Source organism: Polynucleobacter meluiroseus, from assembly GCF_900205755.1.
GTDB lineage: Bacteria > Pseudomonadota > Gammaproteobacteria > Burkholderiales > Burkholderiaceae > Polynucleobacter > Polynucleobacter meluiroseus.
The window spans coordinates 227,431-253,302 of the sequence record NZ_OANS01000003.1; the positions used below are offsets into that span (position 1 = coordinate 227,431).

24 protein-coding genes, 1 tRNA gene and 2 pseudogenes are annotated in these 25,872 nt (G+C 46.6%); 12 read left to right on the forward strand and 15 right to left on the reverse strand.

Features of this window, described 5'->3' with window-relative positions; all coding sequences use genetic code 11:
- Positions 1-9: 9 nt before the first annotated feature.
- The 5 genes from coaE to CP950_RS06590 form a co-directional block, all read right to left on the reverse strand.
- On the reverse strand, positions 10-696 hold the full coding sequence (gene coaE / locus CP950_RS06570; protein WP_096673534.1) for a dephospho-CoA kinase: 687 nt from the start codon (positions 694-696) through the stop codon (positions 10-12).
- Positions 642-1,151 (reverse strand): prepilin peptidase, encoded by a 510-nt coding sequence (locus CP950_RS06575; protein WP_096673536.1) that lies wholly within the window; start codon positions 1,149-1,151, stop codon positions 642-644. The genes coaE and CP950_RS06575 overlap by 55 nt, the downstream gene beginning before the upstream one ends.
- On the reverse strand, positions 1,151-2,122 hold the full coding sequence (locus CP950_RS06580) for a type II secretion system F family protein (protein ID WP_243391938.1): 972 nt from the start codon (positions 2,120-2,122) through the stop codon (positions 1,151-1,153). The genes CP950_RS06575 and CP950_RS06580 overlap by 1 nt, the downstream gene beginning before the upstream one ends.
- A gap of 92 nt (positions 2,123-2,214) precedes the next feature.
- Entirely contained in the window at positions 2,215-3,291 is a 1,077-nt protein-coding gene (locus CP950_RS06585; protein WP_096673540.1) for a GspE/PulE family protein, read from the reverse strand.
- The gene (locus tag CP950_RS06590; RefSeq protein ID WP_096673542.1) at positions 3,288-4,577 is read right to left on the reverse strand and encodes an HlyC/CorC family transporter; all 1,290 of its coding nucleotides are present in this window, start codon (positions 4,575-4,577) and stop codon (positions 3,288-3,290) included. The genes CP950_RS06585 and CP950_RS06590 overlap by 4 nt, the downstream gene beginning before the upstream one ends.
- Positions 4,578-4,742: 165 nt before the next feature.
- Here CP950_RS06590 and CP950_RS06595 point away from each other — a divergent pair, with 165 nt between their 5' ends.
- Complete coding sequence (locus CP950_RS06595; protein WP_243391939.1) at positions 4,743-5,210, forward strand: methylated-DNA--[protein]-cysteine S-methyltransferase; 468 nt, start codon at positions 4,743-4,745, stop codon at positions 5,208-5,210.
- Between the two features lie 9 nt (positions 5,211-5,219).
- Here the strand turns inward: CP950_RS06595 and CP950_RS06600 are convergent, their stop codons facing one another.
- Positions 5,220-6,185: a squalene/phytoene synthase family protein gene (locus CP950_RS06600; protein WP_207760226.1), complete on the reverse strand. Its 966-nt coding sequence runs from the start codon at positions 6,183-6,185 to the stop codon at positions 5,220-5,222.
- 186 nt (positions 6,186-6,371) lie between these two features.
- Here CP950_RS06600 and CP950_RS06605 point away from each other — a divergent pair, with 186 nt between their 5' ends.
- Positions 6,372-7,391, forward strand: a complete 1,020-nt coding sequence (locus CP950_RS06605; RefSeq protein WP_096673546.1) for a 2-dehydropantoate 2-reductase — start codon at positions 6,372-6,374, stop codon at positions 7,389-7,391.
- A 13-nt stretch (positions 7,392-7,404) separates the two neighbouring features.
- On the opposite strand, the gene CP950_RS06610 is transcribed toward CP950_RS06605, so the two are convergent.
- The 3 genes from CP950_RS06610 to CP950_RS06620 all read right to left on the reverse strand — a co-directional run bounded on the left by CP950_RS06610 (position 7,405) and on the right by CP950_RS06620 (position 9,331).
- Entirely contained in the window at positions 7,405-8,172 is a 768-nt protein-coding gene (locus tag CP950_RS06610; RefSeq protein ID WP_096673548.1) for a fumarylacetoacetate hydrolase family protein, read from the reverse strand.
- A 56-nt stretch (positions 8,173-8,228) separates the two neighbouring features.
- Positions 8,229-8,305 (reverse strand) — tRNA-Pro (locus tag CP950_RS06615).
- Positions 8,306-8,326: 21 nt separating this feature from the next.
- Positions 8,327-9,331 carry a polyprenyl synthetase family protein gene (locus CP950_RS06620; protein WP_096673550.1) on the reverse strand — a complete coding sequence of 335 codons (1,005 nt, stop codon included), beginning with the start codon at positions 9,329-9,331 and terminating at the stop codon, positions 8,327-8,329.
- A 75-nt stretch (positions 9,332-9,406) separates the two neighbouring features.
- On the opposite strand from CP950_RS06620, the gene rplU reads away from it, so the two are divergent.
- From rplU to proB, 4 genes and pseudogenes are all read left to right on the forward strand, one after another.
- On the forward strand, positions 9,407-9,718 hold the full coding sequence (rplU, locus tag CP950_RS06625) for a 50S ribosomal protein L21 (RefSeq protein ID WP_096673552.1): 312 nt from the start codon (positions 9,407-9,409) through the stop codon (positions 9,716-9,718).
- Positions 9,719-9,750: 32 nt separating this feature from the next.
- Entirely contained in the window at positions 9,751-10,011 is a 261-nt protein-coding gene (gene rpmA / locus CP950_RS06630; protein WP_096673554.1) for a 50S ribosomal protein L27, read from the forward strand.
- An 88-nt stretch (positions 10,012-10,099) separates the two neighbouring features.
- Positions 10,100-11,188 (forward strand): GTPase ObgE, encoded by a 1,089-nt coding sequence (obgE, locus tag CP950_RS06635; RefSeq protein ID WP_096673556.1) that lies wholly within the window; start codon positions 10,100-10,102, stop codon positions 11,186-11,188.
- Between the two features lie 28 nt (positions 11,189-11,216).
- Positions 11,217-11,987 (forward strand): annotated as a pseudogene (gene proB / locus CP950_RS06640) (glutamate 5-kinase); the annotation flags it as partial.
- Between the two features lie 14 nt (positions 11,988-12,001).
- Here the strand turns inward: proB and CP950_RS06645 are convergent.
- Together CP950_RS06645 and CP950_RS06650 are read right to left on the reverse strand one after the other, a co-directional pair.
- Positions 12,002-12,565 (reverse strand): CNP1-like family protein, encoded by a 564-nt coding sequence (locus CP950_RS06645; RefSeq protein WP_096673560.1) that lies wholly within the window; start codon positions 12,563-12,565, stop codon positions 12,002-12,004.
- A gap of 13 nt (positions 12,566-12,578) precedes the next feature.
- Positions 12,579-13,157 carry an RNA pyrophosphohydrolase gene (locus CP950_RS06650; protein WP_096673562.1) on the reverse strand — a complete coding sequence of 193 codons (579 nt, stop codon included), beginning with the start codon at positions 13,155-13,157 and terminating at the stop codon, positions 12,579-12,581.
- Between the two features lie 48 nt (positions 13,158-13,205).
- Here CP950_RS06650 and CP950_RS06655 point away from each other — a divergent pair, with 48 nt between their 5' ends.
- On the forward strand, positions 13,206-14,948 hold the full coding sequence (locus tag CP950_RS06655) for a proline--tRNA ligase (protein WP_096673564.1): 1,743 nt from the start codon (positions 13,206-13,208) through the stop codon (positions 14,946-14,948).
- A gap of 25 nt (positions 14,949-14,973) precedes the next feature.
- Here CP950_RS06655 and ffh read toward each other — a convergent pair whose 3' ends face one another.
- Positions 14,974-16,356 (reverse strand): signal recognition particle protein, encoded by a 1,383-nt coding sequence (ffh, locus tag CP950_RS06660; RefSeq protein WP_096673566.1) that lies wholly within the window; start codon positions 16,354-16,356, stop codon positions 14,974-14,976.
- Positions 16,357-16,376: 20 nt separating this feature from the next.
- Here ffh and CP950_RS06665 point away from each other — a divergent pair, with 20 nt between their 5' ends.
- From CP950_RS06665 to CP950_RS06690, 5 genes are all read left to right on the forward strand, one after another.
- Positions 16,377-17,225 (forward strand): cytochrome C assembly family protein, encoded by an 849-nt coding sequence (locus CP950_RS06665; RefSeq protein WP_096673568.1) that lies wholly within the window; start codon positions 16,377-16,379, stop codon positions 17,223-17,225.
- Positions 17,226-17,229: 4 nt separating this feature from the next.
- Positions 17,230-18,042 (forward strand): 1,6-anhydro-N-acetylmuramyl-L-alanine amidase AmpD, encoded by an 813-nt coding sequence (gene ampD, locus CP950_RS06670; protein WP_336437098.1) that lies wholly within the window; start codon positions 17,230-17,232, stop codon positions 18,040-18,042.
- Positions 18,043-18,315: 273 nt separating this feature from the next.
- Positions 18,316-21,270, forward strand: a complete 2,955-nt coding sequence (locus CP950_RS06675) for a ribonucleoside-diphosphate reductase subunit alpha (RefSeq protein ID WP_096673570.1) — start codon at positions 18,316-18,318, stop codon at positions 21,268-21,270.
- A 44-nt stretch (positions 21,271-21,314) separates the two neighbouring features.
- Complete coding sequence (locus CP950_RS06680) at positions 21,315-22,499, forward strand: ribonucleotide-diphosphate reductase subunit beta (RefSeq protein ID WP_096673572.1); 1,185 nt, start codon at positions 21,315-21,317, stop codon at positions 22,497-22,499.
- Between the two features lie 334 nt (positions 22,500-22,833).
- The gene (locus CP950_RS06690) at positions 22,834-23,103 is read left to right on the forward strand and encodes a histone H1-like repetitive region-containing protein (RefSeq protein ID WP_096673576.1); all 270 of its coding nucleotides are present in this window, start codon (positions 22,834-22,836) and stop codon (positions 23,101-23,103) included.
- 215 nt (positions 23,104-23,318) lie between these two features.
- Here the strand turns inward: CP950_RS06690 and CP950_RS06695 are convergent, their stop codons facing one another.
- The 3 genes and pseudogenes from CP950_RS06695 to prmA all read right to left on the reverse strand — a co-directional run.
- Entirely contained in the window at positions 23,319-24,278 is a 960-nt protein-coding gene (locus CP950_RS06695; RefSeq protein ID WP_096673578.1) for a carbohydrate kinase family protein, read from the reverse strand.
- A 31-nt stretch (positions 24,279-24,309) separates the two neighbouring features.
- Positions 24,310-24,825 carry a DUF3426 domain-containing protein gene (locus CP950_RS10085; RefSeq protein ID WP_243391946.1) on the reverse strand — a complete coding sequence of 172 codons (516 nt, stop codon included), beginning with the start codon at positions 24,823-24,825 and terminating at the stop codon, positions 24,310-24,312.
- A 111-nt stretch (positions 24,826-24,936) separates the two neighbouring features.
- Positions 24,937-25,854, reverse strand: a pseudogene (gene prmA, locus CP950_RS10090) (50S ribosomal protein L11 methyltransferase); the annotation flags it as partial.
- Positions 25,855-25,872: the final 18 nt, after the last annotated feature.

A 25,872-nucleotide genomic window follows, 5' to 3' on the forward strand; every position in this document is an offset into this window, starting at 1 on the left:
GACCATATTCTATGACGAACCGATCAGGTCTTCATGAATCTTCAGTAATTTTTGGTGTAACTGTAGGATTTGTGGCTCTAGATCCGCCACAGAGCCCTGATTATTAATGATGACATCCGCTGCCTCTAGGCGCACTTCTCGACTAGTTTGTGCCCGCAAAATACTTTCAACCTCTGCTTTACTGAGCTTGTTTCGCTGCATAACCCTTTGTATCTGGACCTCAACAGGGCAATCAACCACCACAATCAGGTCAAAGTGCTTTCGCCATACATCTGATTCCATGAGCAAAGGCACAACCACTATAAGGTAAGGCACCTTAGTTTCCGCTAAAGCCAAGGCCTGCTTCAAGGCCTCTTGCCTAATCAAGGGATGGACAATTCGCTCTAAAATTTGACGGCTTTCTGGGTTGTCAAAGACTAGATTGCGCATCTTCGCCCTATTCATCGCACCATCTGCCTCAATCAGCTCGGACCCAAAATTCTCCTTAATTTCTGGAATGGCGCTGCCACCCGATGCCGTAATTTGGTGGGAGATAAGATCCGTATCAATGACGCCTGCACCCAATTCAGATAGCAAATTGCTTGCGGCAGTTTTGCCCGAGCCAATGCCACCAGTCAAACCTATCAAGAGTAACTTACCCTTTAATGCACTGAAATCAGGCTGATCGACAGGAAGGGGGGAATGATTTGAGAACATAACAACTCAATAATGCCAGCAATAGCGAGAAAAGGTCCAAATGGAAAGGCCTGCTTGTAATTTTTTTTATTCAGTTTGAGCCAAAGAATGCCGCCTAATAAACCAATAATAGAGGCAAGAAAAAGAATTCTGGGCAGTGCAAGCCAGCCAAGCCACGCCCCTAGGCCCGCTAACAGCTTGGCGTCTCCCATGCCAATGCCATCCTGTTGCTTAAGTAAACGAAAGAGCTTATTTAATAGCCAGATAAAAGCGTATCCGAGGCTAGCGCCTAAAAGCGCAGCATCCAAGTCAGTTAGGCGGTAAGGCGAGAGGTAGTTAAAACTAATACCAGTTCCAATGAGGGGTATTGTCATTCGATCCGGCAGGCGAAAAGTACGCAAGTCTACGTAAGCTAGATAAGCCAATAAGGTAACCAAGAAAATGGCCGCTAGGAGTGCAGGGTATGGCAAGCCCATTAAACAATTTGCCCTAAATTAAAGATAGGAAGATACAAGATAATCACAATACTGCCAATAATCATCCCAACCAGCAGAATTAATAATGGCTCAAGGGTTTGGCTTAAGGTGTTGAGTTGATTACTCAGCTGTGAGCCCAAAATATCAGCCCGCTTGCAAAGCATGTCAGGCAAGGTGCCACTTTCTGAGCCAATAGATAGTAATTGTAGGGTTTCAATATCGAAGAGTTGATGAGCGGGGTCCACTCTAATAAGGGCCTCTCCAAATGGCCAGCCTCGAGTAAGTTGCTTAAAGATTTCAGCGCTAAAGTCATGACTCAGCCAATGATTTGAAGACTGTGCCGTCACCCTTAAGGCATCTGGAAGCGCTAGACCTGAATGCAGTAAGTGACCAAGGGTACGACACCAGTGGGTCAATGTAGCCATTCGTAATAAATTGCCCAAAATAGGAATGCGCAGACTAAAACGATCACACCTTTTTTGGAGCTGGTTTGATTTAGTCCATACAACAATAAAAAGGCCAAAACTGATTACCATGATCATAAGCATCTCCAAAAACCAGTGTTCAATCATGGTTGAGAAGGCAATCAAAATCTTTGTCGGCGTAGGCAGTTCAGCCTGAAATTGGCTAAAGACTTCTTTGAACACGGGCACGACCCACAACATCATGACGATCACTAGCAGGAAGGAGGTGCTCAGTGTAATGAGGGGATAGGCTAAAGCTTGTTGAATCTTTCGTTTCATCTCAATTTGCGCTTCTAATTGCTGACAGATCGTTCTTAGTGCGGAGATTAGATCACCAGTGCGTTCGCTAACCCTGATCAGATTAATTACTTCTGCGGAAAATTGATTTTGTGAGGCGCTCAGGCAATAAGAAAACCCATATCCTTTTTTTAGCAGGTCAAGCAAGCTCAGAAGCCAAGGTTGCCAAGAATTGGGTGCTGATTGAGTAAGCAAATTAAGTGCGTTCATTAAAGGAAGCCCAGCACGCATCAGAGAGAGTAGTTGCTGTGAAAAATGCAATTGCTCGACCGCACTTAGACTTCTTGAAGGTAAGAATGACTTTAGGAATGCCACGTACAAACCTCAGCCTCAAGCGAAACTTGATCAATTAAGCCGGTGGCTACGTAGCGCATCCCGGCCGAGTGCATATCAACAAAGTGCGAGTTTGCATTTAAGAATTGCTGTCTAGTCAGGACTTCATGAACGCCTATACGACCTTGATATTTTGATCCTTGGCAGTGGGTACAATGCCTATTGCTTGAGAGGGTACTGCAGGCGCTACAGCGTTTACGCACCAGTCGTTGAGAGCTTACGCAGAGTAGACAAGAGTCCAAGGCTTCATCATCAACTCCTAAGCTTTTTAAGCGCGCAAATGCTCCCATAGCATTTCTGGTGTGAAGCGTACTGAGAACAAGATGCCCGGTTTGAGATGCCTGAATAGCTAGTTCGGCTGTTGCCCGATCTCTAATTTCGCCAATCATGATGACGTCAGGGTCCTGACGCAGAAGGGCGCGAATAATCATCGAAAAATCTAATCCAGCACGGGGATGGTAGGCTACTTGATTGACTCCGGGAAGTCGTATCTCTATAGGGTCTTCAATAGAGCAGAGATTGCGCTTGATGTGATTGAGTGATCTTAGACAGCTGTACAAGGTTCTCGTTTTTCCACTTCCGGTAGGGCCTGTCACCAACAGCAATCCGTTAGGCTGGTTGAGGGCTCTTTGAAATACATCTAATTGCTCTGGAAGAAGTCCAATGTGATCAAGAGCTAAGTCATCTATCTGACTTGGAAGAATACGAACGACGACTTTTTCACCATAAAGAGTGGGTAAAACAGAAACACGGCAATCAATACTTGGTTTACTAAAGTCATAGCCGATGGTTAAGCGGCCATCTTGTGGCAGGCGCTTCTCCGCTATATCTAAGCGTGACAATACCTTAATGCGTGTGATGAGGCGCTCATGCAACTCGAGAGGATGTTTTCCTTGTAGCCGCAATAATCCATCCACTCGGATGCGCACAACGGTTTCTTGAGGATGAGCCTCAATGTGGATATCCGAAGCCCGAGAATTTAAAGCATGGACCGCAATTTCATGCCAGGTTCGGATAATAAGTGATTCATCATTTGAATTAGTCAAGCTTCGATATCAGGGCTATGAGGCCGATAAAGTTTGACTGTTTTCACGCCTTGATCATCAAACTGGACTATCTCCATTACCACTCCAGCAATGCGGATGCTGACATCGTGATCTGGAATAGCTTCTAACTTTTCAAGGATAAGGCCATTTAATGTTCGCGGACCATCCAATGGCAAGTTTAAGTTAAGGAGACGATTTAAGTCCCGCAGGGACGCACCCCCCGAAGCTAAATAGGTGCCGTCGGCTAGCCAACGTGGATCATTTGAGAGGTTGGAAAGAGAGGTGGTGAATTCACCAATCAGCTCTTCAACAATATCTTCAAAGGTTACTAAACCCAATACTTCGCCATACTCATTTACAACCAAACTCAAGCGTTGTTGGTTGTCTTGAAAAAATTGCATCTGTTGCGAAATCGGAGTTCCACTCGGGATGAAATAAGGTTCACTTACCAAAGAGCGAAAGTCTTGATGTTGCAGTTCAGAATCACCTAATAAAGAGAGTGTTTTCTTAACCGATAAGATGCCCACAATACGTTCTGAATCTCCGTCACAGACCGGCAACTTATTGTGATAACAGGTTTCAAGCTGTTCGATGACCTCTTCAATGGGTCTGGAAAGATCCAAAATTTCTATTTTTGAACGAGGTGTCATAACGTCGTCCACCAGGATATTTTCTAAATTGAAAAGATTGAGCAAAATATCACGATGTTGGTTGGAGAAGAAGCGGTTGGACTCCAACACTAAACTTCTTAACTCTTCTTTACTCATGGCCTGATGTTCTTGCGAGGCGCGCAACCCTGAAATTGCCATCAAGCCAGAAACAAAGCTATTGATTAGCCACAACAAAGGTTTAAGAACCAAGATGAGCGGGAGAATGAACCAGCCGACAGTGGAGGCAATTCTCTCGGGAAATGCGGCGCCAATCACTTTCGGGGTAATTTCACTAAAAATAATAATTAATAGTGCAGCTACCAACGTTGCAATCGTGAGAACCAGTCCGCTATCCCCGAAAATATGTAAGGCGATACCAGTTACTAAGATGGAAAGTACGGTATTGATTAAGCTGTTGGAAATCAGTAAAACTGAAAGAAGGGAATCTAGCCGCTTCAAGAGTCTTTCTGCTAACGCTGCACCAGCATTACCGTGCTTGGCCATTGCGCGTAAGCGGTGGCGATTGGAGGACACCATGCTCGTTTCAGCCATCGAAAAAAAGCCAGCCACTGCAAGTAAAAATAGGACGAGAGCAACTTGACCATAAAAGGGCCAATTGTCAAAAAAGTTGTCCATTGAGTGCGCCTAGGAAGAATAAAGAAGAATCAATATAGCAAAGTGCGATTTCACAAGCCATAGTCTGGGGAAAATTAGCCGCCAATTCCTTCCTCAAATTATGTAAGAATCATCCGTATGACCTATTTGTACCCCTCGAAAACATCGATAAAAGATCATTATTGCGTGATAACCGCAGCAATTTTTTCACTCGGAATAACAACAGAAGTAGTAGATGGCAGTCTCATGTTGGCAAAAATCGATTACTTGCCAACCTCAATTCCACCCATTAGCCCGCAAAACGCACTAGCTCAAGAAATTGCCAGGCAATGCAATAAGTATTTCACCGATTCCTCTCACATATTTGACCTGCCCTTAAAGCCAGTAGGCACACTCCACCAGCAAAAAGTGTGGAGAGCCATTGAGGCGATTCCAGTAGGGTCTACTCAAACCTATGGGGAGCTTGCCAAATACATTCGGAGTGGGGCTCAGGCGGTCGGCACGGCTTGCGGCGCAAATCCATATCCCCTGATAACACCTTGCCATCGTGTAGTTTCATCCCAAGGAATAGGTGGTTTTATGCAAGAAGACGCGCCAGGGCTTTTTCGCCAAATTAAACTATGGCTCTTGCAACATGAAGGAGCACTTCAATAAGGTCGTTTTTTAGAGTCTTCTTAAGTTTGAAGAGAAGGCATAAAAAAAGGATGAGACGAGCAAGTTGCTGCCAGCGCTAAGCTTTGTCCAAAGGTAAAAAGCCTCAACTGTTTTTCTGGTGAGCTTTACTTCTGAGTTATCAGGGGAAGACAGGTTGTGAGCCAACTTATTTAAGTTCAAGGTTGATAGACCAAAGGCCAAGAAACAAAATCGCCGAATCCCTATTTCTTCTTTGGGAATTAGCAAGATATAGGCTAAGGCATCTTGGAGTTTTTGATAGGCAATTTGGAGCAATTCTTTTTGGGAGAGTTGGGCTGGTTTCCAAGAGACGCCTCTAGCTTTGTCTTCTTCGGCATCCTTGAGAATATTAGTCATTTGTAATGCCTGACCAAAGGAGATGGCAAGCTGTTCATGGCCCTGAATACGCTGTTTAAATGCTGGTGAATAAGCGCTAAAAATCGCTGTCAATAACTCGCCAACAACGCCTGCCACGACATAGCAGTATTTTTCAAACTCCCGTAAATCTTCTAGCCCCTCTCGACCTTGCTTGCCATGAAAATAAGACATACCGGTCGACATGATGGTGATGCAGCGGTATACGGCAGCTTGCTCTTCGAGAGAGCAGCTATACAAAATCCTCAGAACTGTTGGAGTGTGCGCAATAAGATCAAGCTCATCTTGATTGGTGTGGTGCTTTAAAGACTGCAAACAAGTTTCTACAAATGCTTGATCAGGGCGCTTTGCTAGAACAGTATCCAAAAATAACTGCGAGAGATCTTGTTTTTCTGAGGGCGTTAATTCGGTAGCATCTTCGATCGTATCAATCGTGCGACAAAGCAAGTAAGTGTTGCCAATGACCTTTTCGATTTGCGGCGGCAATAAGGGAATCGTCAGGGCAAAAGTGCGAGATACAGAACTCAAAATGGCTTTTTGGTACGCCAAATCTGCGGTGGAGTCTGTTATTGAGGGTTTCACCGCTGAATTATCTCAGACCAGTCAACATAAAAGCGACTCCGATCCCTATATTGCTAGCGTAGATAGCCTTTAGCGAGGGTCTAAACGGGATGATCGCAGGACGGTAAATAATTTGTTGCACTGCAAAATAATCTCCTCTAATATGACAGTAATATATAAATAAATATTCTTTTAGGTGAGATTTCTATGAAAGTTTGCGTGATTGGTGGCGGTGGAGCTATCGGGGGTTATCTAGCGGTGATGTTGGCACGCGCCGGCAATGAAGTCACCATTGTGGCGCGTGGTGCAACGCTCGCTGCCGTGAAAGAGCGTGGACTTGCGCTGATCATGAGCGATCAACCCGAGCCTTTAGTAGCTCAGGTCAAGGCGGTTGGAAGTATTGCGGAAGCAGAGACCCCAGACGTCGTGATTTTGGCCGTTAAAGCCCATCAAGTCGAGCCGATTATTGATGAGTTGGCGGCCATCATGGGCCCTGAAACAATTCTGATTCCGATGCAAAACGGGATTCCATGGTGGTATTTCCAAAAACTCGCTGGTCAATATCAAGATCATGTAGTGGAAACAGTTGATGCTGGCGGACTTGCTAAGAAGGCCATTAATCCAGACAACATTATTGGATGCGTTGTTTATCCCGCAACCTACACTCAGGCCCCTGGCATCATTCGCCATGTGGAAGGCAATCGCTTTCCATTAGGCGAATTAGATGGCAGCACAAGTGAAAGAATTCAGAAGGTTTCTGAAATGATGAACACGGCTGGGTTTAAATCCCCCGTCCTAGAAGATATTCGCTCGGAAATTTGGTTAAAGCTTTGGGGCAACATGACCTTTAATCCGATTAGCTCTCTTACGCATGGCACTCTGGAAGGTATTTGCCAATATCCGCTGACTAAAGAATTGGCACGCAGCATGATGGCTGAAGCGCAAACGGTCGCTGAGAAATTGGGAGTGACATTTCGAGTGGATATCGAGCGTCGTATCGCTGGCGCAGAAAAAGTGGGCAAGCATAAGACATCCATGCTTCAAGACTTAGAGGCGGGCCGAAGTTTAGAGATTGATGCCTTATTGGGATCCGTGATTGAGCTGGGAAAAATTACCCAAACTCCGACACCTTGTTTAAATACAGTCTTCGCTCTGACAAAGTACTTAGATGAAAATGTACAAGCTGCAAAGAGCAGCTTGTCCTTGCCATCGGTGTCGGGTTACTAATAGTCTTTAAGTTTTATTCAAAGCGGTTATCAAGGCGTCCCACGCCTTCGATAACAATGCTGACCTGACTACCTGGTTTCATGGACCCTACGCCAACGGAAGTGCCGCAAGCAATAATGTCGCCTGCTTCAAGTGGCACGTCTTGCGAGATGAGGCTGACTAACTTGGCTGGCGGAAAAATCATGTCTGCTACAGGATAGTTCTGCCGCTCTTGATCATTCAAGATAGTTTTAATTACGAGTTTGCTTGGGTCAATATCAGTCGCAATATACGGGCCGAACACACCAAAGGTATCAAAGCTCTTTGAGCGAGTCCATTGCGGATACCCAGGATCACGATTAAGAATTTCAATTGCGGTGACATCATTAATGCAGGTGTAGCCAAAAATCGCTTCAGCCGCTTCTGCTTCGCTTGCTTCATGACAACGCTTACCAATCACGATACCCAATTCACCTTCGTAGACAATCTTTCCGGCATAAGACTTGGGTGTGCGAATAACTTGATTGGCGGCCAAGAAGGAATTATTTCCTTTTAAGAAGTACAGGGGTTCCGCGGGAACGGCATGTTCGAGTTTCGTTACCAAGGCATGAAAGTTATCTACCATGGCAATCATCTTTGAGGGGGTGCAGGGTGTATCTAAAGTGATCTCTGCCAAGTTGATGGTTTCACCGGTCGGCTGTGGACTGGCGAACAACTCGCCAGAATAAACTGCTACTTGCTCGTCATGAACCTGCCCAAAACCAGATTTACCTTGATGCTCAAATCGTACCCACTGTGCCATGAAATAATCTCCTAAAAATGAATTTTGTAGCTTAACTCGTTTTGATCGGTAAGACTTGGTCGGAATGAGAGAATTCGAACCTCCGACCCCCTCGTCCCGAACGAGGTACGCTACCGGGCTGCGCTACATTCCGCTTGCACCACTTTAGCAATGTTTAGGTCTGCCTAGCAAGAGAGTATTCGCATAAAGCGTGGAGCGCAGAGGTAGCACTATTTTGCGGAAAATCCTGAATGCATTCCAAAGCCAAAGCTACTTCCTTTTGCGCTGCGGTCTGAGTGTATTCAAGTGCGCCTGAGGTGTGCACCGCACTGAGGATTTGCGCAAACATATCCTCTGGCAAATCCTGACTTTGTTCAATTGCCATTCTGACGATCAGTCGTTCTTCAGGGCTGCCATGCTCTAAAAGATAAATGAGTGGCAAGGTGGGCTTACCTTCGCGCAAGTCATCCCCGGCATTCTTACCCATTTGAGCCGCGTCAGCGGTGTAATCCAGTAAATCATCCATCAACTGAAAAGCAGTGCCAATATGCCGGCCAAAAGCAGCTGCCTTTGCCCTTTGGGTATCTGTCGCCTCTGCCATGATGGCGCCTAACTCAGTAGAGGCCTCAAATAACTTCGCGGTTTTGTAGCGAATCACTTGTAGGTAGCTGGCCTCATCCACTTCGGGGTCATTTAAATTGAGCAGTTGCAGTACCTCGCCTTCGGCGATGGTATTGGTAGCGTCTGAGAGGATTTGCATCACCCGTAAATCTTGGGGCGCGGTCATCATCTGGAATGCACGTGAATATAGAAAATCCCCAACCAATACGCTGGCGGCATTACCAAAAGCAGCATTTGCAGTTTCTCGGCCGCGTCTCAAGCTGGATTCATCAACAACGTCGTCATGGAGCAGGGTTGCCGTATGGATAAATTCCACTACTGCTGCCAACTCTAAAGCATGAGGGGTTTCTTTACCCTGAGCAAGCGCTTTTGCTACCAGCATTAAGAGGGCGGGTCTGACCCGTTTTCCGCCAGCTTGGATGATATAAGTGGAGATTTGATCAATTAAAGCAACTTTTGAGGCCAGTCGAAGGCGAATAAGCGCGTCTAAGGCCTTGAAATCTAAGGAAATTGGGGCCAAAATTTGGCTTAACTGATAGTTTTTGACAGTGTCGGTCATGCAATATATAATAATGGGCTTGGCCTATCCACGGTGGATAAGCTTAAATGTAGACTTAAATTGAGGTTTCACACCATGTACGCGGTCATAAAAACCGGTGGCAAACAGTATAAAGTTGCTGCAGGCGAAAAATTGAAAATAGAACAGATACCAGCGGAAATCGGCAGCGAAATCACACTTGACCAAGTCCTCGCCGTAGGCGAAGGCGCGTCACTCGTTTTGGGTGAACCTTTGGTTAATGGTGCCGCTGTGATGGCCACTGTCATCTCCCAGGGACGTCACGATAAAGTGACAATCTTTAAGATGCGCCGTCGCAAGCATTATCAAAAGCACCAAGGCCATCGTCAGAATTTCACTGAAATTCTGATTAACACGATTAAAGCTTAATTCAGGCTTAAGGCTAATAGCAGGAGAAAGATATGGCACAGAAAAAAGGCGGCGGCTCAACACGAAATGGCCGCGACTCAGAATCGAAACGCTTAGGCGTTAAGGTATATGGCGGCGAGCAGATCAACGCTGGCAGCATCATTATTCGTCAACGTGGCACACGGGTTCACCCAGGTGCTAACGTTGGTATTGGTAAGGACCACACTTTGTTCGCTCTGATTGACGGACAAGTGGAATTTGGCGTCAAGGGTGCTTTGAAGAAGGCCCAGGTTTCAGTTTTGCCTCGTTCGTAAGGCGCCTGACTGAGACCCGTTTGATTCAGATTTTTTCCGAATTTAACTCTTAGGAACAGGCCTCGCTAGCGCGGGGCCTTTTTTATTCATGAAATTTATAGACGAAGCACGTATTGAAGTCATAGCCGGCCAAGGTGGCGCTGGAAGTGCGTCCATGCGTCGTGAAAAATTTATTGAATATGGTGGTCCCGATGGTGGGGACGGCGGTCGCGGCGGCAGCGTGTATGCGGTTGCGGATCGCAACATCAATACCTTAATTGACTATCGTTACGCTAAAACCCATACTGCAAAAAATGGCGAGCCTGGCCGTGGTGCTGACTGTTATGGCCGCGCAGGGGACGACATTGAATTGCGGATGCCTGTAGGCACGATCATCGCTGACTTTGATACAGGCGAACCGATTGCGGATTTAACAACGCACGGCGAGCGCCTTTGTTTGGCGCAAGGCGGAGTTGGTGGCTGGGGAAATATTCATTTCAAAAGCAGTACCAATCGCGCGCCACGTCAAAAGACCAACGGCAAGGATGGCGAGCGTCGCAAACTCAAGCTTGAGCTTAAAGTATTGGCAGATGTGGGTTTACTTGGAATGCCAAATGCAGGCAAGTCCACCTTAATCACCGCTGTTTCCAATGCGCGTCCAAAAATTGCAGACTATCCTTTCACCACTTTGCATCCCAATTTGGGTGTGGTACGTGTTGGTAGTGAACGCAGCTTTGTAATTGCTGATATTCCGGGGTTGATCGAAGGCGCGGCTGAAGGTGCCGGCTTAGGGCATCGCTTTTTAAGGCACTTACAGCGCACGGGTGTGTTGTTGCACCTAGTTGACATTGCTCCGTTTGATGCAAACGTAGACCCTGTTGCGGATGCTAAGGCGATCGTGAACGAGTTGCGTAAATATGATGAGGCTTTGGTTGAGAAGCCGCGTTGGTTAGTGCTCAATAAGATTGACATGATCCCTGAAGAGGATCGCAAAAAAGCAGTCGCGGACTTCATTAAGCAATTTAAGTGGAAAGGTCCCGTTTTTGAGATCTCCGCACTCACTGGTTTGGGTTGTAATCAACTTTGTTACGTATTACAAGATTATCTAGACTCAGTGCGTCGTGACCGCGATGACGCTGAAGAACGCGCCGCTGATCCGCGTTATCAGGATCAGGGTGAAGAGAAAAATCCCGACTAAATTATCTTGCCAGATGCATTAATTGAATATGAATTCTGATAAAGCAAAACGAATTGTTGTCAAAGTGGGTTCCAGTCTAGTCACCAATAACGGTGAGGGCTTGGATTACGCCGCCATTGCCCGCTGGGCGGAACAAATGGCGGGACTCTTGCATGCTGGACACGAGCTCTTGATGGTAAGCTCTGGCGCAATTGCTGAAGGGATGCAGCGCCTAGGTTGGACGCAGCGCCCGCAAGACATTCATCAGCTTCAGGCGGCGGCCGCAGTTGGTCAAATGGGTTTAGTCCAGGCTTATGAAAGCAGCTTCGCGCGTTTCCAGTTGCGTAGCGCGCAAATTCTTTTGACGAATGCAGACTTGGCTCATGCGGAGCGTAATGCCAACGCAAAGGGTACTCTTGAAACCTTGTTAAAGCTTGGTGTAGTGCCCATCATTAACGAGAATGACACCGTGGTCACCGATGAAATTAAATTTGGTGACAATGACAATCTAGCGGCTTTGGTAACCAATTTAATTCACGCGGACTTATTGATTATTCTCACCGACCAAGGCGGACTTTATACTGCCGATCCCCGCCATGATGCAGCAGCCACTTTGTTAGCTGATGCTGTTGCTGGTGATGCCTCTTTGGAGAAAATGGCAGGGGGTGCTGCTAGCCAGTTAAGTAAGGGCGGCATGCTCACCAAAGTGTTGGCTGCTAAAGTAGCCGCACAAACAGGTGCAGCTACTATCATTGCCTCTGGCCACGATGACAATGTGCTGACACGCCTCTTAAATGGCGAAAAACTGGGTACCTACCTGAGCGTTGCTTAAATCTACATTACGCCAAATGAATTAGTAGGTTTAGTTTGGCCGGTAAATCCATTGGGATTTAACGATTTCACAATAGCTTTGATACTTCTTTCCTGAGAATTAAAGTTACAAAGCGCTCCTTGAGCCAGTGCTGCCTGATAGCGATTGGCAGTGTTGTTTTTAATTTCGAGCCAAGTAGACAGCGGATTTTCTTTCCAAATGCCATTTTCAAGTGTGCCGTAAAGGCGCCATTGAAATGAATCGCAGCGGATTCCCTCATACTGAACCTGATCATTGCCATTCGGGCTGGTCAAAATCACGATGTACCGTGTTACACCATCTGCCCCTATCAGAATCGAGCTTGTGTCGATAGCAAACTTAAAAACCGTTTGCTGAGACACATAGAAGGGCACTGTTGTGGCTTTATTTGGTGGGTTTAAAGGCATAGTAGTTGCACCTTCCTTAAAGACGGATGGGGCAAATGGGTCTAACCCGCTCTGCATCTGATCACCTGCACAGGCCAATAAGACGCTACATGCACTCAAGACAAAAATATAGATGGCAATACGCTTGAATATCAGGGTCATCGAGTTATCTTAGCTAAGCTTTAGTTGTGGGTGATTTGTTATTGTGAGTGTCAGCCGTCATCAGGTCGAGAGGCGTACCCCACGCTGGAGTTTGCATGCGGAGATCGGTACATAAATACCGCGCCAATTCCGTGAGGGCAAGTTGATAGACCGCTTGCTTAAACTCAATCACTTCATCCAATGGTACCCAATATGGAATCCAACGCCAGTCGTCAAATTCAGGGTGTTCAGAGCTATCCAAGGAAATATCATGGTCCAAACCAACGAGACGCAGAAGAAACCAGATTTGTTTTTGGCCACGGTAACTGGGGCGGTGCACTCTGGTAGCGTGATGACGACGCAAGAACTCTTCTGGGACGTCGTAGCGCAACCAATCCCTAGTGCGTCCGATGATTTGGACGTGCTCTGGGTGTAAGCCCACTTCTTCGTGTAATTCGCGGAACATGGCCAACTCAGGACTTTCACCCTGCTGAATTCCACCCTGTGGAAACTGCCAAGAATGCTGCCCGACGCGCTTTCCCCAGAAAACCTCGTTTTGGCTATTCATGAGGATAATGCCGACATTAGATCTATACCCTTCACGGTCAAGCATGATCAAGCCTCAAATCCTTTAAAATCAATGATTTGATTATATCCATACATGAAAGCTTCACAATCATTTCTCGCCACGCTTAAAGAAGCCCCCGCTGATGCTGAGGTCGTCTCGCACAAACTCATGGTACGAGCCGGTTTAATTCGCAAACTTAGCGCGGGTATTTATAACTATTTACCGCTCGGTTTAAAGTCTATTCGCAAAGTAGAAAATATTATTCGCGAAGAAATGAATCGGGCGGGCGCAATCGAACTATTGATGCCGATGATTCAGCCGGCTGAGTTATGGCAAGAAACAGGCCGCTGGGAAAAAATGGGGCCTGAGTTACTTCGCATTAAAGATCGCCACGAGCGCGACTTTTTAATCCAGCCCACCTCTGAGGAAGTGGTGACGGATTTGGCGCGCAATGAAATTAAAAGTTACAAACAACTTCCCGTGAATTTTTATCAAATTCAGACGAAGTTTCGGGACGAGCGTCGTCCACGCTTTGGCATCATGCGGGGACGAGAGTTCAGCATGAAAGATGCGTACTCATTTGATCGTGACGTTGAAGGGATGAAGCAGTCTTACCAGATGATGTTTGATGCCTACACGCGCATCTTCAAGCGGATGGGTTTGAAATTTAGAGCCGTCACTGCGGATAACGGCGCTATTGGTGGTTCAGGTAGTCAAGAGTTTCATGTGATTGCAGATACAGGGGAAGATGCCATTGTGTATTGCCCTAACTCTGAGTACGCCGCAAACTTAGAGGCGGCGGAGTCGGCATCGGTCTTGGTCGAGCGCGGTGATGCTACTGAAGCGATGCAAAAAATCGCCACTCCCAATCAAACCAGTTGCGCTGACGTTGCCCAATTTCTCAATGTGTCCTTAGAAAAAACAGTGAAGTCATTGTTGTTTGCAGTGGATCAAGCGGAAGGACCTGCCAAGTTATTTATGCTGTTGATCCGCGGCGATCATGAGTTGAATGAAATCAAGGCAAGTAAGATACCGGGCATGGCTGAATCTCGATTTGCCACTGAGGCAGAAATTGTGCGTGCCTGCAATGCGCCAGCCGGTTATTTGGGCCCCGTAGGGCTGAGCGCTGAAGTCACAGTGGTTGCTGATCATACAGTTGCCAATATGGCAGATTTTGTCTGCGGCGCCAATGAAGCTGGTCACCACTTGACCGGTGTGAATTGGGTGCGGGACTTAGCAGAACCATTGGTAATGGATTTGCGTAATGCGATGGTGGGTGACCCCTCGCCTGATGGCAAAGGGTCTTTAGATATTTGTCGCGGGATTGAGGTTGGCCACGTCTTTCAATTGGGTACTCGCTACTCAGAAGCAATGGGCTGTACTTATTTAGACCAGCAGGGAAAATCACAGCCGATGGTGATGGGTTGTTACGGTATTGGCGTGACTCGATTATTGGGCGCTGCGATTGAGCAGGGTAATGATGAGCGGGGCATCGTTTGGCCTATTTCGATGGCACCGTTTGAAGTTGTCATTTGTCCGATGAACTACGATAAATCGGATGGTGTCAAAACTACTGCAGATCAATTACACGAGCAACTCATGGCCGCCGGTATAGACGTCGTGCTTGATGATCGCGGCGAGCGTCCAGGTGCGATGTTCGCCGATTGGGAGCTGATTGGCGTGCCTTTCAGAGTTGTCGTTGGTGATCGGGGGCTGGCTGACGGTCTGGTGGAATTCAAAGGCCGTACGGATGCGGAGTCACAAAATATTCCGCTGGCGCAAATTAAAGATAAGGTAATTGCTGAAGTCCAAAAGGCCAAGGAGCTCATGGCATAAAAGTTTTTACTTTTATCTTTGTGCCTTACTTTTTAAATAGCCCGCCGAGTCCTTTGGCCGCACCTTTTGCGGCCATGCTGGCCATGGTGCGCGCCATCTTGCCGCCTTTAAATTGCTTCATCATGGTTTGCATTTGATCGAATTGAGCTAACAGGCGGTTGACCTCTTGTACTTGCACTCCTGCGCCGGCGGCAATACGGCGCTTACGACTGGCTTTGAGTAATTCTGGTTTACTGCGCTCTCGGGGGGTCATGCTATCGATGATGCCCTGCATTCGCTTGGTCTGTTTATCCGCTGCGCTGAGATTCGTTTTGGATGCGGCTTGAGCCATATGGCTTGGTAATTTATCCATCAGGCTAGCCATGCCACCCATTTGCTGCATTTGCGACAACTGGTCTCTGAAGTCGCCAAGATCAAAACCACCTTTGGAGATCTTGCTTGCCAGTTTTTCAGCCTTAGCGACATCCACATTTTGGTGGGTTTGTTCGACTAAGGCCAGAATGTCGCCCATACCTAAAATACGGCTGGCCATGCGCTCGGCATCAAAGGCTTCAAGGCCATCCATTTTCTCGGCTACGCCAATAAATTTCAGGGGCACGCCGGTGATCTGACGAACCGAGAGAGCTGCACCGCCGCGAGAATCACCATCAAGCTTGGTCAGAATCACACCCGTGAGAGGAAGTGCCTCATGAAACGCCTTAGCGGTATTGACCGCATCTTGACCCAGCATGGCGTCAACCACGAACAAAGTTTCAATCGGGTGAAGACTGGCGTGTAAGGCCTGAATTTCTTCCATCAGCGCTGTATCGATACCAAGGCGTCCGGCTGTATCCACCAAGAGAACATCAAAGTAATGTCTGCGAGCCCAATCTAAAGCGGCTGCAGCGATTTCATTAGGCTTCTGATTAACGTTACTGGGGAAAAATTCTGCACCAACTTGTTTGGTTACCATTTCAAGTTGCTCAATGGCAGCAGGGCGGTACACGTCACAAGAAACCGTGAGCACTTTCTTTTTCTTTTTTTCTTGCAAGAATTTGGCGAGTTTACCGACCGACGTAGTTTTGCCCGCACCCTGTAGGCCAGCCATTAAAATTACGGCTGGGGGCTGGGTTGCAAGATTGAGTTCACCACTTTGGGCGGCATCACCCCGCATCACTTGTGCGAGCTCACGTTGCACAACACCAACCAAAGCTTGTCCTGGGCTAAGACTTCCAACCACGTCCTCACCAAGGGCTTTAAATTTAATTTGTTCTAGCAAGGACTTCACTACTGGAAGCGCGACATCGGCCTCCAGCAAGGCTAAACGGATCTCGCGCAGCATCTCCGCCGTATTACTTTCAGTAAGGCGAGCTTGGCCGCGCATCGTTTTAACTACACGAGATAGGCGATCGGTGAGGTTCTCTAGCATTTATCGATTAGACTTTCCACATGGATATTTTAGGTTACTCAAGCTATCGATGGCTGCCATCGACACTTTATCTGCTGCTTTTGCTGGTTTTGAGTCTCAAACCCAAGGCGCAAGAGGAGTCTTGGTCATTTACTGCCTTGGTTAAGGGGGTAGTATTTTTAATTTTGCTTGTGCATGGGGTAGTTTTATATGATTCCGTGTTTACTGAGCAAGGTTTTGTATTTGGCTTTGCGCAAGACCTCTCATTAGTTGCATGGGTTGGACTCACCTTTTATTGGTTTCAGTCTTGGTTTTTGCCTATTTCTAGTTTGCGTTGGTTGACCTTACTCTTTGCAATGATATGCGCCGTTTTGCCCTGCGTATTTTCTGGAGGGTTAATTTCTCCTAAAGCGGTTTCCGATCCCTGGTTCAAAGCGCATTTTGTCGTGGCGGCTGTTTCAGTAGGGCTGCTTAGCCTAGCTGCCATGCATGCTTTGCTCATGAGTCTGCAAGATAGCGCATTACACCGTCACCCATCCCAAGTTCCCACTGGCCGAGCTGCTCAATGGCTAGAAGAGTTACCGCCACTCATGACAATGGAAAGTCTTTTGTTTAATTTGTTGTACGCAGGCTTTACCCTATTAACTTTGACAGTCTTCTCCGGACTTTTCTTTTCACAGGCTTTATTTGATAGGCCGCTCGTATTCGATCACAAAACTATTTTTGCTTTAGTTTCCTGGTCTTTGTTCGCCGGACTTTTGGTGGCGCGCTGGCGCGTAGGTTTGCGCGGGCGCACAGCTTTGCGGTGGATTCTCAGTGCATATGTCGCCTTGCTCTTGGCATATGCAGGAAGTCGCTTCGTCATGGAAGTTATTCTGCACAGGACATAAAGTTTTGATTAAATGGCTTTTCTTAATCGTCGGCGCCTTCCTTTTTTATTATTGGCTGCAGGGAAAAAAACGGGTGAGTCAAAAAGCAGCAACTGCTCAGGTCAAAAAAAAGTCCGCGCAAATTGTTCGCTCTGAACCTATGGTGCAGTGTCAGGCCTGCCAGCTCCACTTGCCGCAATCGGCAGCGATTACCAGTGAGAATCGTTTTTATTGCTCCGAAGAACATCTACATGGCTTAGACAAGCAAGGTTGGCTAGGCTCAGCACAATGGCGTGTTTCACCAAACCAAGACCAGCGCCCAACAAGCGAGGTTCCGGATTTAGTGGTTTTACATCACATCAGCCTTCCTGCTGGGGGCTTTCAGAATGAGGATTGCACGCATTGGATCGTCGATTTCTTTCTAAATCAACTTAATCCCAATGCGCATCCGTATTTCAAAGAAATTGGGGGGCAGCGGGTATCAAGCCATTTTTTAATTTCGCGTAAGGGTCAGATCATTCAATTTGTATCCACGCAAAATAAGGCGTGGCATGCTGGCGCCTCATCCTTTTTCGGGCGCGAGAAATGCAATGACTTCTCTATCGGCATCGAGCTGGAGGGTGACAGTGACCATCCCTTTGAAGAAGTGCAGTACCAATCTTTGTTGCACTTAAACAACGCGCTTCGCACACTCAATCCCCATTTTCAATTTGCGGGTCATAGTGATATCGCGCCAAATCGGAAAACTGACCCAGGAATTCAATTTAATTGGTCTAAATTTCAGGCGGAAAGCGGAAATCCCGCAAATGATTTTCCCTACGGACTGAACTCGAGATAATCAATTTTTTAGTATGTAAGCGCTCGCTTATCTTCTTGTCATCCTGCTAGATGGAGGCAAAAGTCGTGCACCAAAACACCCCATTTTTGCATCAAAGCATAGGGAAAAATACTAATAAGAATTCATCAGAAATAACTTACTAAAGTCCCAATCTTTCCCTATACTTAGTATCAAATACACCTTTAGACACTAGATGTAGTGTTTGAAACGCGCTTTACCCTATTGTTTTACTTAAAATTTTTGTCCTAATAACTATATATAAGCAGGAAAAATATGACCTACGCCAACCCTCAGGCCCCTAACCAAGCTCTCGGAGCTGAAAACCTAGGTATGAGCCAAACTCCTTCTGCCGGTTTTATCGCCGGCGGTGTTGGTGGCGCGCAAGCCACCCAATTAACTGATTACAAAATCATTCGTCGTAACGGATCGGTAGTGTCCTTCGAGCCATCCAAAATTGCGATTGCGGTAACAAAAGCGTTTTTAGCGGTAAATGGCGGCCAGGGCGCGGCATCGGCACGGATCCGCGAGCAAGTTGAGCAATTAACGCATTCTGTAGTTCGCGCTTTATTGCGCAGTCGTCCCAACGGAGGAACATTCCACATTGAGGACATTCAAGATCAGGTTGAACTGGCTTTAATGCGTAGCGGTGAGCATAACGTTGCCCGCGCTTATGTTCTTTATCGTGAAAAGCGCAATCAAGAGCGTGCGGCTCAACATTCGGCTACACAGGAAGTAACTTCTTCAGCTCAAGCCACACAGTCGGGAATTAAAGTTACCGATAACGGTGTAGAGAAGTGGCTGGATATGGCTGCCTTACAAACTGTGATCGAAGCCGCATGTGAAGGATTGGGTAACCATATAGACGCAAGTCCAATCATTACCGAAACGATCAAAAATTTATACGATGGCGTGCCGATGGCTCAGGTTTACGATTCAGCCATTTTGGCTTCTCGTACATTAATTGAGAAAGATCCTGCTTATAGTCAAGTTACTGCGCGCATTTTGATGCACGTGATCCGCAAAGAAATTCTGGGTCATGAAGTCTTGCAAGGCAATATGCAGGCTGAGTACAGTACTTACTTCGCTAAATACATCAATGAGGGTATCGGCGCTGAACTGCTCGATCCCCGCATGCGTGAGTTTGATCTACCAAGATTAGCGGCAGCTTTGAATGCTAGTCGTGACTTGCAGTTCAACTATCTTGGACTGCAAACTCTGTATGACCGGTATTTTTTACACATCGAAGATCGCCGCATTGAAATGCCGCAGGCCTTCTTCATGCGCGTTGCCATGGGGTTGTCATTAAATGAGCTTGATCGGGAGCGTCGTGCGATTGAGTTTTATGAAATTCTGTCGACATTTGATTTCATGTCCAGCACGCCTACTTTGTTCAACTCGGCGACTACCCGTCCGCAGTTGTCCAGCTGCTACTTAACAACCGTAGCCGATGACCTAGATGGCATTTATGAGGCGCTCAAAGAGAATGCCTTGTTATCTAAATTTGCAGGTGGTTTAGGTAATGATTGGACTAATGTTCGCGCATTGGGAAGCCATATTAAGGGCACCAACGGCAAGTCACAGGGCGTAGTGCCCTTCTTAAAAGTGGTGAATGACACTGCTGTAGCAGTCAATCAAGGTGGTAAGCGTAAGGGTGCGGTTTGTGCGTATCTTGAAACATGGCACTTAGATATTGAGGAATTCTTAGAGTTGCGCAAGAACACCGGCGATGATCGCCGTCGCACGCACGATATGAATACTTCAAACTGGATTCCTGACTTGTTCATGAAGCGCGTGATGGAAGGTGCTGACTGGACTTTGTTCTCACCCTCAAATACGCCTGACTTACATGACAAGTATGGCAAAGCATTTGAAGAGGCTTATGTTGCTTATGAGCAAAAGGCAGACAGGGGTGAGTTAAAGCCTTTCCGCAGAATTCCTGCGCAACAACTCTGGCGCAAGATGCTGGGCATGTTGTTTGAAACAGGTCACCCATGGATCACATTTAAGGATCCTTGTAACATCCGCAGCCCACAACAGCATATCGGAGTTGTTCACTCCTCCAATTTATGTACTGAGATCACCCTCAATACCAATGAGGACGAAATTGCTGTCTGTAATTTGGGTTCAGTAAACCTTACGGCGCATATGACTACGGATGCTTCTGGAAAAATGATTCTGGATCATGAGAAGCTGCAAAAAACAGTTCGCACCGCAATGCGGATGCTGGACAACGTGATCGACATTAACTATTACGCAGTAGCTAAAGCACGTAATTCGAATTTGAAGCATCGTCCCGTTGGTATGGGCATCATGGGCTTTCAGGATTGCTTGCACATGCAGCGCATTCCCTATGCAAGCGATGAGGCAGTGAAATTTGCCGATTCTTCGATGGAGGCTGTTTGCTACTACGCCTACCAAGCATCTAATGAATTGGCTGAAGAGCGCGGTGTTTACAGTACCTATACAGGTTCATTATGGGATCGCGGCATTCTTCCACAGGACTCGGTACGCCTATTGGCAGAAGAGCGTGGCGGATATTTAGAAGTAGATAGCTCCTCCACAATGAACTGGGATGGTTTGCGCGCGCGCATTAAGCAATTCGGTATGCGCAACTCCAATTGCGTAGCTATCGCCCCTACCGCAACCATTTCCAACATTATTGGTGTGTCTGCCTGTATCGAACCCACTTTCCAGAATTTGTTTGTGAAATCCAATCTCTCTGGTGAGTTCACCGTGGTAAACGAGTACTTAGTGCGTGATTTGAAAGATCGCGGACTTTGGGATGAAGTGATGATTGCCGACTTGAAATACTTTGACGGCACCTTATCGAAGATTGATCGTGTGCCACAAGACTTACGAGATTTGTACGCCACCGCATTTGAAGTGGAACCAAGCTGGTTGGTTGAAGCAGCATCACGTCGTCAGAAATGGATTGATCAAGCTCAGTCACTCAATATTTACATGGGCGGAGCCTCGGGTAAAAAGTTAGATGACACTTACAAGCTCGCTTGGTTACGTGGCTTGAAGACCACTTATTACCTCCGCACTATGGCTGCAACCCACGTTGAGAAATCCACCGTAACAAGCAGCCAGTTAAACGCGGTATCGAGTGGCGGCGGTGTGAATGGCACAGATGCAGCCGCAGCCTCAGCGCAAGAAGCCGAAGGACCAGTTTGCACAATGCGTCCAGGCGATGATGGCTTTGAAGAATGTGAAGCATGTCAGTAAGTTTTTTCTTACTGATTTAAAATAAAGAGATTGAGGAGAATGTTATGTTGAATTGGGATGAAGAAGTTGCTCCGGCAATAGTGAAAGCGGGCCTTGCACCCCAACCCTTTCCTGTGGAGACACAACGTCCACAGCCAGAAGAAGTTGCAATGGCAACTCCGGTTGCTGCACCTGCACCATTAGAGGCTGCCAAGTTGACTGGTGGCGCTGCACTGCGTGTGAACGCAGCGGACAAGCGCGTAATTAATGCAAAGACTGATGTGAACCAGCTAGTTCCATTTAAATATAAGTGGGCGTGGGAGAAGTATTTAGCAGGTTGCGCAAACCATTGGATGCCACAAGAGATCAACATGAACCGCGATATCGCGCTTTGGAAAGATCCAAATGGTTTAACCGATGATGAGCGCAGAATCATTAAACGCAATCTGGGTTTCTTTACCACTGCGGATTCTTTAGCTGCAAATAACATTGTTTTGGGTACGTATCGTCACATTACTGCTCCAGAATGCCGTCAATATCTATTGCGTCAAGCTTTCGAAGAGGCAATTCATACGCACGCTTACCAATACATTGTTGAATCTTTGGGTTTAGACCAAAGCGAAATCTTCAATGCGTATAACGAAGTCGAGTCGATTCGCGCGAAGGACGAGTTCTTAATTCCTTACATCGACGTATTAACCAATCCTAATTTCAAGACTGGCACATTGGAGAGCGATCAAAAATTACTGCGCTCACTGATTGTTTTTGCTTGTGTGATGGAAGGTTTGTTCTTTTATGTTGGTTTTACGCAAATACTTGCAATGGGTCGCCAAAACAAAATGACGGGTGCTGCTGAGCAGTATCAATACATCTTGCGTGATGAGTCAATGCACTGTAATTTTGGTATCGATTTGATTAATCAAATTAAGCTGGAGAACCCGCAGTTATGGACTTCCGCGTTCAAAGACGAGATCAAATCCATCTTCGAAAAAGCAGTTGAATTAGAGTACCGTTATGCAGAAGATACGATGCCTCGCGGAGTACTCGGATTGAACGCGCCGATGTTCAAAGGTTACCTAAGATACATCTGTAATCGCAGATGTTTGCAAATAGGACTTGACGCCATGTTCCCAAATGAAGAGAATCCATTCCCATGGATGTCAGAAATGATTGATCTGAAAAAAGAACGTAACTTTTTTGAGACACGCGTTATTGAGTATCAAACTGGTGGTGCGCTAAGTTGGGAGTAATGCAGTAATCCAAAAGCGTGCGGCCGGCTAAATAGGAGATTAGACGGTTGGATAGTTTTAAAGGTCAGCAAAAACAGGCTCAAATTCGAAAACCCTTGCAAAAGGGCGCCTGGTCTACTCTCCCTGTTTTTTTCAGCAAATTTAAGAAGCCGTTGTCCTCTGGGACAACGGCTTTTTTTCCAAGATTCATTAGCGTGCAGCACTTAGCATCAAGCCGCGCGCCGATGAATGGCTCGCTCGTCGGATCCAACTCGTCGCAAGATGGGGTGGAAATGAATGGTCGGGTCTTCTTAATCGGAAGTTTGTACTAATCCTCACGTGAAGGAGCATTACTATGGCAATCGCCAAAAAGAAAGTTGCTGCAAAGAAGCCTGCTGCTAAAAAAGTAGCTGCTAAGAAGCCTGCTGCTAAAAAAGTAGCTGCTAAGAAGCCTGCTGCTAAGAAAGTTGCTGCTAAGAAGCCTGCTGCTAAGAAAGTTGCTGCTAAAAAGCCTGCTGCTAAAAAAGTAGCTGCTAAGAAGCCTGCTGCTAAGAAAGTTGCTGCTAAAAAGCCTGCTGCTAAAAAAGTAGCTGCTAAGAAGCGTCCTGCTGCAAAAAAAAAGTAAGTAAGCCTATTGCTAAGAAAGCGGGCCCTGCTGCTAAAAAGCCCGCGGCTAAAAAAGTAACTGCTTCAAAAACCTTGAATCCAGCTGCTGCTTGGCCCTTTCCAACAGGCACCCGTCCATAAGCTTTTAGTTATTGGCGAGTGGTTTGTAAAGGGGTCTCTCACGAGACCCCTTTTTTATTGCTTCATTCGGATTTCGGTGGGCTTGAGCGAGCCCTAAAAAGCAAAGCCAAACGCTGTCTTAAACTGATCAGCAATCTCTGTCTTGCTCACTTGATGATTTTGCGGCCCTTGATGGGTGATTTTGATGGAGCCCATTAAGCTTGCTAAGCGCCCAGTGGTCTCCCAATCCATATTGTTTTCTAATCCAAACAGTAGGCCCCCACGAAATGCATCACCGCAACCGGTAGGATCCTGAACCTTAGCTACTGAAACTGGTGGAATTGGAATGCACTTACCGTTAACGTAAATATCAGCCCCTTCGGCTCCTTTAGTAACAATTAAAGCTTTTACTCTCTCGGCAAGCTTCGACAGGCTCAAGCCAGTGCGTTGAGAAAGCATCTCGCCTTCATAGTCATTTACAGCGAGATAGGAGGCTAATTCAGTCAATTCAAGCAATTCTTCCCCATTAAACATGGGCAAACCTTGTCCCGGATCGAATACAAATGGAATGTGCGCTTCAGCAAGTTGGTGACAGTGCTCCCACATCCCTTGTCGACCATCTGGGGCAACGATTCCGAACTGAGCAAGTTTTTTATCGTTTTGAAGACGCTCTTCAACTACGGCGGAGACTAAATTGAGATGCGATTCATTCATAGCGCCAGGATGAAAGGCGGTAATTTGATTATTGGTTTGATCTGTAGTGATCATGGCTTGCGCTGTAAAGGCCTGATTAATTTGACGAATATGACTCACATCAATTTGAAGTTGCTGCAGTCTCGCCATGTATGGTGTGGCATCGCCACCAACGGTTGCCATGATGACGGGGTCACCGCCCAAGAGCTTGAGGTTGTAGGCAATATTGCCAGCACAGCCACCAAATTCACGACGCATCGTGGGAACTAAAAAGGCGACATTCAGTTTATGTATTTGCTCTGGAAGAATGTGATCAACAAATTGCCCCTCAAAATTCATGATGGTGTCGTAGGCTATAGAGCCACAAATCAAGCTGGACATAGATTGCTTTCTTTATAAAAAAGTAAATTAATTAATGAGAATAGAAGATTCTTACCCGATAGCCCGCAGTATTTTGGGGCATTACAAACGCTAGTTCCGAGTGAATACTTTCCCCAGACGGAGCACCTCGAAGTAAAAAAAGCGGATGCGAGTCTTGCCACGATATAGGCAACCACTCTTGCGGTGAAAATTGAATCGTTTTAATTTCTGATTCTTCCGCATCAGTAAGGGTAAGCTCTAGGTAAGGAAACAAAACAGGGATAGCTAGACGGTTTTGTATTTCAACTTGCAGCTTGGATTGATTTGCAGGGATTTTAAGGGGCTCTCCTGAGCTTTCTTGAGCAAGGCTGGCTGAGTTTATTTTCCAAGCAGTGAAATCGCTTACGGAGCGATTTATACACCTTAGTGAACGACAGAGTATTTCATCGGTTTTTTGTAATAAAGAAAAAGCACTGACTGCTATTGGAGATGATGTGCCATCAATTCGCGTTGCCAGCGTCGGCAATAAGGAATTTCTTGAGAGATGCTCGGCGAAAACTAGCAGCACAAGAAAAAAGAGACTGAGTAAAACTAACTTAAGTCTTTTTTTTTGAGGCGTAGCGATAGATTCAATATGGCTAGGGTTGCTTTGCTCGTTTGATATAGCTGAGAGAAGCTCACCGTGCAGACATACCCAACCTTCACTTTCTTGCCATACCGATAACTTTAGCCATTGGCTGTAAGTCGCAATCACTTCATCAGCCTGACGCGCAAGAACCCCTGATAGAACAATACGGCCACCAACGCGCATCTTATTCACTAGGGCTGGCGCAAGAACTTGAAGTGGATTAGCCAAAATATTGGCCATCACAATGTCGTACTTGGTATCCGCTGCCAGTTCAGGAGCATCTTCATTGGGCAAAATAAACTGAATCAGTGTGTGGTTGATTTCCGCGTTGCTGCGAGCGGCAACCATTGCTTGCGGATCGATATCGGTACCAACTACGGGATTGCAACCCAATTTAGCGGCAGCAATTGCCAAAATTCCAGAGCCGCAACCGTAGTCCAAGAGACTCTTATTTTCTAAATCACCATTTTGTTCGAGCCAAAGCAAGCAGAGATGCGTCGTGGGGTGACTGCCAGTGCCGAAAGCTAAACCCGGATCCACTGCCAGGCAAATGGCATTGGGATCGGTAGGTTTTTCATGCCAAGAGGGGACCACCCAAATGCGCTTCCCGATTTGAATCGGTGCAAACTGGCTTTGGGTAAGGCGCACCCAATCTTGCTCTTCAACTATTTTTTCACTGGGCTGAGCAAGATGAAAATCAGATTCTTTTAATGAGGCGAGTAATTCAGGGATGAAGTTAGCCTCACCTGAGTGATCTATTTCGGGATTAAACAGAGCGGTGACTGCAGATCGGTCCCATGCTTGCACCTCAGGAGAAAGCCCGGGTTCGCCATACAAAGGATTTTCATCGTAGCCGCCTGCCGCTGCATCCTCAACTGTGACGGATAGGGCACCCAATTCCAATAAAGCATCCCCGAGAGGTTCTGCGATTTCTGCGGGAACCGTGAAGATCAACTCACGATAAGACATATTGAATCCTATTGAAGT